The organism is Desulfobulbaceae bacterium, assembly GCA_013792005.1.
Taxonomy (GTDB): Bacteria; Desulfobacterota; Desulfobulbia; order Desulfobulbales; family VMSU01; genus VMSU01.
On record VMSU01000166.1, the window covers coordinates 14,395 to 27,312 of the forward strand.

General features: G+C 48.5%; 8 protein-coding genes and 1 riboswitch. Of the genes, 5 read left to right on the forward strand and 3 right to left on the reverse strand.

Going from position 1 to position 12,918, the window contains the following annotated elements; all coding sequences use genetic code 11:
• The first annotated feature begins 322 nt into the window (after positions 1-322).
• The 3 genes from FP815_10495 to FP815_10505 all read left to right on the forward strand — a co-directional run bounded on the left by FP815_10495 (position 323) and on the right by FP815_10505 (position 5,533).
• Complete coding sequence (locus FP815_10495; GenBank protein ID MBA3015364.1) at positions 323-616, forward strand: PilZ domain-containing protein; 294 nt, start codon at positions 323-325, stop codon at positions 614-616.
• A gap of 210 nt (positions 617-826) precedes the next feature.
• Positions 827-4,444 carry a hypothetical protein gene (locus tag FP815_10500; protein MBA3015365.1) on the forward strand — a complete coding sequence of 1,206 codons (3,618 nt, stop codon included), beginning with the start codon at positions 827-829 and terminating at the stop codon, positions 4,442-4,444.
• Between the two features lie 681 nt (positions 4,445-5,125).
• Positions 5,126-5,533, forward strand: coding sequence for a pentapeptide repeat-containing protein (locus FP815_10505; protein MBA3015366.1), 408 nt, complete (start codon positions 5,126-5,128; stop codon positions 5,531-5,533).
• A 106-nt stretch (positions 5,534-5,639) separates the two neighbouring features.
• Here FP815_10505 and lon read toward each other — a convergent pair whose 3' ends face one another.
• Together lon and FP815_10515 are read right to left on the reverse strand one after the other, a co-directional pair.
• A complete protein-coding gene (lon, locus tag FP815_10510) occupies positions 5,640-8,030 on the reverse strand; it encodes an endopeptidase La (GenBank protein MBA3015367.1) in 2,391 nt (796 codons plus the stop codon).
• 7 nt (positions 8,031-8,037) lie between these two features.
• Positions 8,038-8,427, reverse strand: a complete 390-nt coding sequence (locus tag FP815_10515) for an Hsp20/alpha crystallin family protein (protein MBA3015368.1) — start codon at positions 8,425-8,427, stop codon at positions 8,038-8,040.
• 550 nt (positions 8,428-8,977) lie between these two features.
• On the opposite strand from FP815_10515, the gene FP815_10520 reads away from it, so the two are divergent.
• Entirely contained in the window at positions 8,978-9,472 is a 495-nt protein-coding gene (locus tag FP815_10520) for a rubrerythrin family protein (protein ID MBA3015369.1), read from the forward strand.
• Between the two features lie 72 nt (positions 9,473-9,544).
• On the opposite strand, the gene FP815_10525 is transcribed toward FP815_10520, so the two are convergent.
• On the reverse strand, positions 9,545-10,675 hold the full coding sequence (locus tag FP815_10525; GenBank protein MBA3015370.1) for a hypothetical protein: 1,131 nt from the start codon (positions 10,673-10,675) through the stop codon (positions 9,545-9,547).
• Positions 10,676-10,747: 72 nt separating this feature from the next.
• Positions 10,748-10,947: riboswitch (cobalamin riboswitch) on the reverse strand.
• 278 nt (positions 10,948-11,225) lie between these two features.
• Between FP815_10525 and FP815_10530 the strand changes: the two genes are divergently transcribed.
• Complete coding sequence (locus FP815_10530) at positions 11,226-12,884, forward strand: MORN motif precursor (protein ID MBA3015371.1); 1,659 nt, start codon at positions 11,226-11,228, stop codon at positions 12,882-12,884.
• Positions 12,885-12,918: the final 34 nt, after the last annotated feature.

Below are 12,918 nucleotides of genomic sequence, written 5' to 3' on the forward strand. Positions count from 1 at the left end.
CCTTGCCTACTCTTCGATAGGCTAATGGTAAAATGATTACATGAGCGGTATAGTACAGACAGAGGATTTTTTCAAGAACAGCGTGGCTAAGTTATATATTTGAGGAAGAGGAGTCAGGTTTTCCCGTTGATAATTAACAGTCTCGCAAAAAGGTAGCCGATGGCTGATATGGTTTGTATCCCCGCAGCTCCGTCAGAACTCGCACCTGAGAGTATGCCTATGCACCCACCTATTCTAAACCCTTGCGAAAAGCTCTGTTATAAAGCATAATCTTAAATCACGTTTTCTTTGCACTTATTGAGCATTTATCAGGCGACAGACCATGACTACAGCAAACCAAGATCGCAGAAGAAGTCCCCGGATAGAGTGTCACGACGTATGGCTTCAAGTTCAAGTTGGTGATCAGGAAGGCATTGTCCCCACGGAACAACACCCTACCCTTCAAGTGAGAGTGAGCAATATCAGCGACAGCGGCATCTGCCTGATCTCCCAAGAGCGATTAGAATTGGGACAGATTGTCTACTTTTCCGACCCCAAACTTCCCGCCAGAGGGACCGTGGTCTGGGCCTACCAGTCTCAACTGGAATGTAAAGCTGGCATTCATTTTTGCCAATAAATCCCCTTGCGCCTCGCAAACACTCTTTTTTTCACCGTACTTTCCTTCCATACTAGTCTAGAAATTTCCTCCATGGCTAAGCAGCAAATGGGCCGATATATACAAAGTGGATGGTGTTGCACAAGTGAGGACATGCACAGTGTGGCATATCAGCCACTATCCCTTCTATTTCCCTAAAACCGACAACTGCCAGTTCGGCTCCAACGTCCAATGAAAAAACGGGCATTACTGATTGTCGCCACCCTTTTGTTCGTCATCGGTGCCATTGCGGGACAGGTTTACCTCAAGCGACAGTATCTTCATGATCGCATAATACAGGAGCTTGAGCGCTCCTTGCAGGCCAAGGTTTCGATTGATTCAGTTGATTGGCGCTGGTTGCCTGCCCCAGGAATCACTATTACTCAACTTAAGGGTGAGTCAGAATCCATGGTCCTGGTCGTCCCCAAGGTCCATCTGATCATCAGCCCTATATTTTTCCTCTCCAACTCGGTCTCTCTTTTCAGGGCAAAATTAATCGATCCTGATCTACGGATCATCAAACTTGGCGCCTCTGGCACCTTGCCTCACAAAGCCATGCCTCTTGGCACAATCAAAATCAACAACGGTGCGATTCATCTTCCCAGTCAGCGCTTGACCGATAGCGTGACCCTTCAGCCAATAGCCCTGACCGGCATCAATGGCAGCCTTTCTTTCCGTGCTGACCGTGGTGAATTAACCCTCTCTACCACCGCGACCTTTGCCCAAATGATCCACCTCAACGGCAGCATTGATTTGTCGGAAGACAGATATCAATTGAACATTACCTCTGTCGAGTTTGACAGTAACCGTCTGCTCAGTGAGCAATCACCACTCTCATCCCTGCCCAAAGTATCCAAGTTGACCTTCGCGTCCCACCTTGAAGGGACAAACCTGAATCAATTCTCTCTCCATCTTGCCAGCAAGGAGATACCCTTTACCATCCAGGACAAGAGCCAAAGTGTGACAGTTGCGGCCATTGATTGTAATTTTACTAGAGACCATGACAACTTTGCTCTCGATATCAACACCCTCTCCTTGACCGATCCCGGCCTGAACCTTTCAGGACAAGTTTCCCGGAACAACGACCATAACTCCAGCTCAACACCGGAATGGCTAATCGACTTAAGTGGGACCGAAATCGATCTTGCAGCCGTCCGCACTGCTGTTATTGCCAGATTTCCGACCCACCCAATCGCTCAAAAAATCTGCAGTATTGTTGGCGGGGGCAGCGCCACCACCGCCCGCTACTGGTTTAAGGGTAAAAATTCCGATTTCCATCATCTGCAGACCATGAAGATCTGGGCTCAGGCCAAGGACGTGCCGGTACTTATCCCTGGTGTGAATTTAGCCCTAGATCGGGCCAGCGGCCCGATCAGTATCATTGATGGTCAATTGACCGGCAAGAATCTCAGTGCAGATATCGATAAGAGCCATGGCGAAAACGGTACCCTCCTTCTTGATCTCAGGGATGACCACCATACCTTTTTCCTTGACCTGGACTTGTCTGCTGATCTCAAAAACTTAAAAGATGTTTTGACTCAAATTGTTCATTCACCCAAATTCCAAAAGGAATTAAGCAGGTTTACCGATATTGATGGTCTGGCCAAGGGACACCTCCGTTTGGGGGACGACCTTCACCATATAGAGACTCATGTCGATGTTTTTTCGATGGAGGGGAGAGGGATGTATAATCGGCTCCTCTCGCCCTTCATTATCACTGCCGGCAGTTTAACAGTCGCGCCCAAAGAGGTCGAATGGCGCAACCTGCGAGGCACTGTTGGCAAGCAACAGATCACAAGAAGCCAGGGCAGCATAGATTGGTATGACGGCATTGAGGTGGATCTCGATGTCTTGGATGCCAATCTTGAACTTAATACCCTTTTTGAAAAAGGCACTTTGGTCACTAGTAACGGTATCCTCTCGGTGAACGATTTTTTTCAGGGCAAACTGGACAGCCTGGCAGGTAAGGCCACTATTACCAGCACTTCGTTCTTGGGACGAATCGACCGCTCTGAACAATGGCGTTTCAGCACAAGACTCTCTGCCAGTGATTTACAACTTAATGGGCCTCAAATACCAGAGGTGACCAGCAAAAATATTGAAGGAGAGATCAGTCAAGACCAACTAAGGTTTACCGGAATTTTTTCAGCATACCGCCAAGAACTTTTTCTTGAAGGCCAATACTATCATCATTGGTTCAAGGATTGGCAAGGCGCTTTCACTGTTGATGGGGATATCGGGCAAGAGCTTGGAGAGTGGATCCGAGCAAACCAGTTCATACCTACCGCGCTCTTCCCCAACCTCCCCTTCCGGTTGGAAAAATTTCACCTTACCACGCCAGGCCCTCTCAATGCCCGTGGCGCCATCATCTCTTTGGCCAAAGGTAGTACAGCACAGGTGCAAGTCGACATCAAGCGTCAACCAGATCAGATAATCGAAAAATTGACATTTACTGATGGACCACACACCGGATCGCTGAGTTACCTTGCTTGGCCGCAGCAGGACAATCATTCGTTGCTGACCTGGCAGGGCGAACTTAACGTTCGCACCATCAATGATCTCTTTATGCAACAAAACCTTAAAACAGGGGTGATGCAGGGTTCATTCACCCGTCTTTTCAAGAAGGGGTCTGCTCTTTATAACGGTGAAGTTCAATTAAACAGGGTCAGCTTCGATCCTGAAAACGTGTTTCATGATCTTTCCGTCGACACCCTTCGTTTGTCCGGAGACTCTCACAACCTGCGCATTGATCAAGCCGATCTCGCCCTGGCTGATGCACAGGTTCACATAACTGGCAACGTCTCGGAACAGAAAGGTGAGCGCATTCTTGATCTGAATGTATCCTCCCCTGCCCTGTCCTCCAGTTCTCTTGAAAAAACCATTGATTCGATCAAGAAGATGAGCGATGGCAGCCAGAGGTCCTCATTTCGCAGCTCCCTTAGTGGTAATATTTCATTCACTATCGACCAATTCAATTATTCTCGCCTCATCCCCGCCAAGGAAAAAGGGCCGGAGGAACCAAGCGCTCATCTCTTGAGTATCACCCCCTTCAAGGGGATGATTGCCATCACTCCTGCAGCGATTGACCTTGCTTTCAACAGCAGTCGGGTCTGCGGTCTTTCGATTCAAGGCACTTGGCACGTGGACGATCCAAAAACAGACAACGAGATATCGTTCGCCTCCGGCCCTTCACCCCTCTATTTTGAACACACCCTGCCCTGCCTGGGGATAAAACAGAGCTTAATTCTTGGCCCCTTTGCCATGTCAGGTAAAATAAGCGGCCACCCCAAAAACTGGCGTCACGGGACAATTACCGCATCCTCCCAGGAAGGCTTGATCAAACGGATGAATCTCCTATCAGAGATCTTCACTGCGGTTAATTTCACCGACTATTTCACCTGGCAAGATATGCCGGACATGGATACGACAGGCTTGGCCTTCAATGACCTGACCATCAATGCTCATATTGAAAACAATATATTGATCCTCGATAAGACCAGCATCAAAGGGAAAGGCGTTAATCTTACCGGACGTGGCACTATCAACCTCGAAGACCTTGACTCGAACCTCACCTTCTTTATTGCCCCCTTCAAGATGGTCGATTCGATCATCACCGGCATCCCCTTGATTGGTAAGGCCCTCGGCGGACCAAAAGAATCAATTCTGACCTTTCCAGTGAAAGTAACCGGCAATGTCAAGGCCCCGGAAGTTACCGCCCTGGCACCAGAGGCCGTGGGCACAGCCGCCTGGGAGATGCTCAGGGATACCATAACCTTGCCGTTTCGGATCTTTATCCCCGGAGAGAAATGAGCGAATATTTTTCTGTATTGCTTTCGTAACTACTCTGGTTGACGATGATCAGTTACCGGTTTACGGTTAACAAACTCACAGATATCATGATTCATTCTACGTTGCTGACATCTGTGAGTGATCAACCAGTTATAAAAACACTACCCGCTAACTAAAAACCGTAAACCGATTACCTGAGCAGTTACCTTACATTGCAATTGACACCTCAATAGAGTTTCGCCTATGATCAAGCGAAACTATCCCTTGTGTTTTGTGTTTGTGTCCCCTGTTCCAATCTTACGCTACACTTTGTAGCTCATTTAACGATATGATACCTCTATGAAAAAATTATCTATCATACCCCTTATTGGTTTCGCTTTGCTGTTAACCCACTGTGTTGGTCATGATCTTGATTCTTCTGCTTTAAACGGAGCGAAGAAACTCAACGCCCCCCAACTTCGGGAACTTGTGGATGGAAGCTCAATTTCGATGGAGGGCTACGGGCAAACCGCGTCGGTGGAATTCAATCAGGATGGCAGCCTTAAGGGCAGCAACAGGGCAGGAGAAAAAGATACCGGAAAGTGGAAGGTAATGGAGGACGAACTCTGTCTCCGCTTTAATAAGTGGGGGTCGGGCGATGTCAATTGCTATCGGGTGGTGGAACGAGAAGGGGAAAAGTATGAACTCTTCAACCGCAAAGGGATGCCGGTGTATGATCTGATCGTGGTCAGGCCAGGTGAGCCAAAAGCTCAAGCAGATACCACTCCCCCAGCAACAGCAGAGGCTACAGCGGGAGATGTTGGCAGACAGCAATCTCAGCCGGAATCAATCCTGGCTAGTCCCCATGCGGCAGAGGATGCCAATTATATTATTCGCAGTAATGCCCAGGACTGTGCAGGATGCAACCTGGCTCATGCCAATCTGTCCGGCCAATTACTTGTCGGCGCCAATCTCCAAGGGGCAAATCTTACCGAAGCCAATTTAAGTGGCGCCAATCTTCGACGCGCAAACCTCAAAGGCGCTAACCTGTACCGGGCAGATCTTCGGGGAGCAGATCTTGCCGGGGCCGACCTAACAGGGGCCAATTTGACCGAGGCGATCTTGAAATAAAGTAAGTTTCGGTAAGATAAAACTTAGAGATGAGCCTCCCCACCATTAACGAGTGAGGAGGCTCATCTCATGTTTGTAGACAGACACAATGATCTCTTATTTAATCCTATTCACCCTCGACAAAGACCTTAGCCAACACCTCGCCAATCTCCTGGACAAAGTGAAAACTGACCCCTTTCTTGGCATGAGGAGGGATATCAAGGACATCCTTCTCGTTTCGTATCGGCAGGAAGACCTCCTTAATGTCCGCCCGCACAGCCGCCAACACCTTCTCTTTGACTCCGCCTACCGGGAGTACATCGCCGCGTAAAGTAATCTCACCGGTCATAGCCACATCCTTACGTACGGATTTGCCGGATAAAAGCGAGGTAAGGGCCACCACCATGGCCACGCCAGCAGACGGGCCATCCTTTGGTGTCCCCCCCTCTGGCACATGGACATGGATATCCATGTGGGCGAATTGCTCATCGTCAATCTTTAAGGCTTGGGCATGGGAGCGAATATAGGTCAAGGCGGCAGTGGCTGATTCTTTCATCACATCACCAAGCGTTCCGGTGAGGATTAAACCTCCCTTCCCCTTCATCGAGGCCGCTTCGATAAAGAGGAGAACGCCACCAACCGGCGTCCATGCCAGACCAGTTGCGATCCCAGGACCCCAATTACGGGCCGTGGTTTCGGGAAAGAAATCAATAGGGCCAAGATATTTGACTACGGCCTTTTCCGTCACCACCTTGGTCTTGATGGAGCCTGCGACCAAATCCTTGGCAATTCCCCGACAGATTGCCCCTAAACGCCGTTCTAGATTCCGGACCCCGGCCTCGCGGGTATAGGAACGGATAATGGAACGTATCGCCGCATCACGAAACACCACGTTGTGATCGGTCAAAGCATGGGCGTCGAGCTGCTTGGCAACAAGGTGCTGCTTAGCAATCATCAACTTTTCATCCTCGGTGTAACTTGAAAGCTCGATGACCTCCATCCTGTCCCGTAAAGGTCCGGGGATATTTTCGATATAGTTGGCAGTAGTGATGAACATCACTTTGGACAGGTCAAAGGGGAGTTCAAGGTAATGATCAGCAAAGGAGAAATTCTGTTCCGGGTCAAGCACCTCCAGCAGCGCCGACGATGGATCACCCCTAAAATCATTGCCAAGTTTATCAATCTCGTCCAGCATGAACAGAGGGTTGTTGGAGCCTGCCTTCTTCAGGCTTTGAATGATGCGTCCGGGCAGTGAGCCGATATAGGTGCGCCGATGCCCCCTGATCTCAGCCTCGTCCCGAACCCCACCCAAAGAGATACGGACAAAATTCTTGTTCATGGTCCGGGCGATGGATTGACCAAGAGAAGTTTTGCCGACACCGGGAGGACCGACAAAACAGAGGATGGGGCCATGCAGGTCCGACTTCAGTTTGCGGACAGCCAAAAATTCAAGGATCCGTTTCTTGATCTTTTCTAATCCATAGTGATCGGCATCAAGGACCTTGCGGGCCTTTTTCAGGTCCAGATTATCTTTGGTGGATTTCTTCCAGGGGAGATCAAGAATCCATTCGATATAGGAACGAGAAACCGTATACTCTGGAGATGAAGATGGAATCCGGGATAAACGATCCATCTCTTTTTGAGCGATCTTTTTGGCTTCAGGGGAAAGCACAGTTTTTTTCATCTTTTTACGCAAATCATCCAGGTCAACGTTTTCGTCCCCTTCTCCCAACTCTTTGCGAATGGCCTTCAGTTGCTGGCGAAGAAAAAATTCGCGTTGTTTCTTATCGATGTCCTCCTTGATATTCTTCTGGATTTCCTGACTGACCTCCAACGTATCGAGTTTCTTGCTGACTTCCAAGGTGACTTTTTTTAACAGATCATTGGCGCTTTCAAACTCAAGAAGTTTCTGCTCCTCTTCAAGTGGCAGGTTGAGTTGAGATCCGGCCAGGTACGCCACATGGAAGGGATTTTGCAGCGACATGATAGTCATGGTCAACTCGTCAGGCAGTTGTGAGAGTTCGGCCATTTTCTTGAACTGGGTGCGAAGGTTGAGAACCAGCGCTTCCATCTCCTGGTTTTCTTCGATAAGCATGGGAACCGCCTCTACCCGACCCACATGATACGGCTCATTCTGGGTTACTTCGAGAATTTTGATCTTACGTATCGCACTGACCAGAACTTGATAGACACTGTCCTTGTCTTTCATGATCTTATGGATGTATCCCAGCGTGCCTATAGTATAAAGATGATCTGCAGGGACGGACTCGCCCTTTTTCCCCTTCATCGGTCGATGGGCCACCATGGCCACCAAACGATCCTTGATCAGAGCGTCATCAATTAAATTCTTGGACCCCTGATGCGATACCTGTAAAGGAAACCCCATGCCAGGAAAGAAAATAAATCCCTGCAACGGGAGAATCGACAAGACGTTGGGGACAGCCAATTTTTCAGGATCGGCTCCAATCTGTTCCTTGGCTCCTGGAATTTCTTCTTCTGGTGTTTGTTCGTTTGACATTACATTTTCACCTTACGTTAATTTCTACTGTGCCTTGATGCCGGATAATGGGCATCCGCACAACCAAAAAACCATTCTTGATTTCAGATCGGATTTTATCAACGTCGACGGACAGCGGAAGTGGAACGCGACAGGCAAAGTGCCCGTACTCCACTTCCAGCCGGTGGACATGATTAATGCCACTTAACTCGCATTTACGTTCCCCGCTGATGGTTAACATGGTCATTTCCGCCATAACCTTGACCTTTTCAGGTTCAATACCGGCAACCTCGGCAAATACGATCAACTCCGTATCTGATTCGTATATATCGACTGGCGGTTGCCACAACGAGCAAGATGACGTCTTCATTCGAGAGACACTTAACGTCCTGATTATTCGACCAAAATGTCTTTGCATGATCCAAGCCACCTCCTATCTGAAAAAAGTGAGTTTATTCTCACCACCCTGAACAATCACTTTCGAACTGACTATCGAACTACTGGTCACTATCGTGTAAGTTAAGAATCTTATACATTGGATCCAAGCCTGTCCATAGTAACGACATTAACAAAACGACAGATCCCTTAAGTTATTGACATTTGCTTGATACTTTTAATTTATTGGGTATCATGTTAGAAATCAATGCTTTATTTTTAACCAACTATTCAGGTGGTTACCCTGTAGGCGGAAGGATTCCCGGATTAAAAAGTATCATGGCTCTAAACTATTCCCAGCCTTTTTGTTGACAACTTTATCAAAGTTCATCTTTGTCCTGTTCCCTTTGGCTCCGATTCGTTGTTCATTTCCAGACAAAAGATTCAGCTGAAATGGGAGCAGTGATCGCGATCATAGGGATTGACTCTCTTTCTGGTGATCACTACCATTGTCCTGATCGGACCAGATATTTAACCTCAACCTTGGTGGGCAACCACGAATCCACCGTTAATTTTCACTGTAAGGAACCACTATGAGCAAAACAGAACAAAATCTTTGGACCGCCTTTGCCGGCGAATCACAGGCTAATCGCAAATATCTGGCCTTTGCTGCTCAGGCCGACAAGGAAGGATTGCCACAGGCTGCCAGATTATTTCGGGCAGCTGCAGCTGCAGAGACCATTCACGCCCATGCCCATCTCCGGGCGTTGAAAGAGGTAAGAACAACTCTGGAAAATTTGAAGGCGGCAGTAGCCGGTGAAACGGAAGAGTTTACTTCGATGTACCCGGCAATGATCAGCGAGGCAGAGTCTGAAGGGCATAAGGCAGCTCGACAGTCCTTTGCCTTTGCCAATGAGGTGGAGAAAATTCATGCCGGCCTATACCAAAAGGCTATCGACTCGTTAGAAAGTATGATGGAGTGCGACTACTATGTCTGCAAAGTGTGTGGTCACACTCATGAGGCCCATGCCCCAGAAAAATGCCCAATCTGCGGAGCCAATGCCAACGCCTTTTTCAAGGTGGATTAACAAATTCCGGATACATCAGCGATGAGAAGGCAAACAAAACCTTCCCAAGCGCTGATGTATCCCAAATTTAACCTACTGGTTCAACCGCTCCAATCCCTCAAGCAACTGCTCAATGAAAATCCGATTGATCTCCGGATAGAACCCCAGCCCCTTGAACACCGTCCGCCCCTGATAGTCCGTGGATACCTTTTCGACAGAAACCCCTGCGGACCTCAGTTCCATGGCCCATGACAGCACCCCATCCTCGTCCACCTTTTCCCCCATGATATCATTCATAACATGATCGCCTGCAACATACATAAAAGGAACAATTCTGACCCGTTTCGGAGTGCAGGCCTTGGCTTTTTCTAATGCCTGATCGCGAGTCAACACACCTTCCACCGTACCGACAAAGACGGTGCTATATTTTAGGTTTAAATATCGATCCAGGCCAAGGTAGGTGTTATTAGCCCCGGAAAATGTCTCTGGAGTACCATGGGTCACCAACACAGTACAGCCTGCGGAAGATGATAAAAATTCCGGGGCTACGGCACTGACTGCTTCAAAGGCCCTTTCCCAGGTGTGGAGCAATGTCCCGCCATATTCAATGCGTAGGCCTAATCCTCGAAAGGCCGCAATCTCTTGTTCCATGTCCTCGTACTCCTGTCCAGGAAAGATGTGCAACGATTGGATTGCGATCTGTCGATAGCCTTGATCCTCAAGGCTTGCCAGTACCTGAGGTAAACTTCGGTATCGCTCGGACACCCCTTTTTCGGCAAATTGCTTATTGGCCCGTTCACGGACAATCTCCGAGGTGTATGCCCAGGAGATTGGGACATTGCGCCATTGCTCTGGCAGTTCATTTTTTAACTGTTCTGCAAAAACATCATAGGTTTCACGTGCTTGGGTTGTTGTACCAAAGGCGACAAGCACAATCGCCGGACCTTTTTTGAGAGTTCTGGTCTTGGCTAGGGCTGAAGCTGAAAAGCACATCAACATAACCATAAACAGTGACACGGTCACCAAAGCAGGCGTAATTCTCTTCAACGCCGATTGTGGCGGTGCATCTCCTCCTTGGCAACGCAGACATCGCCTGATCACCCGCTGGAAACAGTCCCCGTTTTTAGTGGCCAGAGCCCCTTGTTTGGCATACGCAAGTTCCTTTTGATCCATCACCTTCTCCTTGTCTGATTGCGGTCTAGGCAAAAAAAATCCCCAAACCATTAATTAAAACGGTTTGAGGATGTCCCGGATACCCACAAATCCACTGCATATCACTGTCCCTCACCACGAGGATAGTGATTATCTGATTCCGGCAGGTCTTCTGACTCCCTCCCCTGTCCGTCGCCTTCCCACCCGCGATAGTGCGGAGCAGTGGCATTGTGACTGACAGGTTAAACCAAAAACAGTTTAGAGGTTACAGCGGCGGGCCCGTTCCTGATTTGCACAGGATTCCCTATTATGTCCCTAAGGACACCGAAACAGTCCTCTATCTATTACATGAAAAATTTGGAACAGCAATCGTTTTTCTTCTTTAGAAGAAATTCCACTGATCTTCAGCCCATCTTACCTACCAAGCAAAAACACGCAAAAAAACAAGTCCAGTTTTTTGTATTTTATGGTATTCGTGTACTAAATGAACACTATTATTCTTATCTACCGATTGTCCGCTATTCTGATTCGGATGTTCAGGTACAATTATTTTCTGAAGGGACAAAGAAACTCTGGAGAACACCGCAATCCCAACTAACTACAGACATCAACCTTCTATGTCATGATCCCGTTTCGTCGTTACTTTATCATCGCCAGTTGCCTCGTTTTGTTGTTGCCCACCTTTGGGTGTGAACAACAACGGCAAAGTCCAACGAGTGGAGCCAGAACCAGACAGGATGGATCTATTTACGCAGGATCATTTAATAAATCAGGAAAGGCAGAAGGGGAAGGCACCATTACCTATCCAGATGGCCGTAAATATACCGGCCAGTTTGTTAATGGCATCAAACAGGGTAACGGGACCATGACCTTTGCCAATGGCTCCAAATACACCGGCTCATTTATTAATGATCTAATGGAAGGCCAAGGGACTCTCTCTTATCCTGATGGACAATTTTATACCGGTCAATTCAAAAACGGGAAATTTCACGGCGCAGGCACCTTCCGCTACCTGCATGCCACCTTCACCGGAAATTTTATCGAAGGTAAAAAAGAAGGACAAGGCGTTCTGACCTTCAGTGATGGCGGCACCCACACCGGATTTTTTGCCAATGACCTGCCCAATGGCCAAGGTGAGGCAAACTACGCCAATGGTGAGACTTACAGCGGCGAATTCCAGGACGGAAAGAAACACGGTCAAGGGACATGGTCCAATGCCAACGGGGAAAAATATGCTGGCCAATTCGAAAATGACACCTTCCAAGGCCCTGGCACCTTCACCTTCAGTGATGGCAGTATTCATAAAGGGTTGTTCCTTAACGGGCTACCTAACGGGCAGGGAGTTTTCACTTCCAGCAGTGGAGATAAGCATATCGGTGTTTTTTCAGGTGGCATCGCCAATGGTCCAGGCACCCACATCTATGCTGACGGAAGAATCTATAAGGGCAACTATAAAGATGGGCGACTGTTCGGCCAAGGGATCGCCACCTTCGCCAACGGCAGTCAGTATGAAGGTCAGTTTGCCCTTGATAAGTTCAACGCTGAAGGAACCTTTACCAACACCAATGGCGAAATCTACAGCGGAGAATGGCTCAATGGTCTGGAAAATGGTCAGGGAACCTTCTCGTACCCCGACGGTGAGCAGTACATCGGACAATTTCAGAATGGCGTCTTCAGTGGTGAAGGAGCGCTGACAACAGCCGATGGCCGCAAATATGTCGGTCAATTTGCCGATGGCACATTTAACGGTCTCGGCACCATGTTCAACCGCAACGGGGAGTTTTTTGTCGGAACCTGGAAGAATGGCAAGTTAAATGGTCCCGGCAAGGTTACCTACGCCGATGGCAGCAAATTTGAAGGGTCCTTTAAAGACGACAAGTTCTCCGGTCCTGGCACCATGATCTATGCCGATGGCACCATCTACCAGGGACAGTGGGACAGTGGAGTCTACCAGGGACTCGGAACACTGACGACCTCGACAGGAGAAACCTTCACCGGCAACTGGCAATCCGGGTATCTGGTCGGTCAAGGAACTATGACTGAGGCTGATGGCAGCACCTATCAGGGGGAATTTGCCAATAACACCTTTAACGGCGTCGGCACATATACCGCAGCCGATGGCTCAATTTATGTCGGTCAGTGGCGTAACGGCATGCAAAACGGCTACGGCATCTTGACCAATACCGATGGCACTGTCCTTGAGGGCCAATTCAACAATGGCCAGTATCTTGGCAAACAGATTAATTCCGCCGAAACCATCTTTGATGACATCATTCAGTAAACACGGATGATGTTGAACGTTCGGACAACAAGGA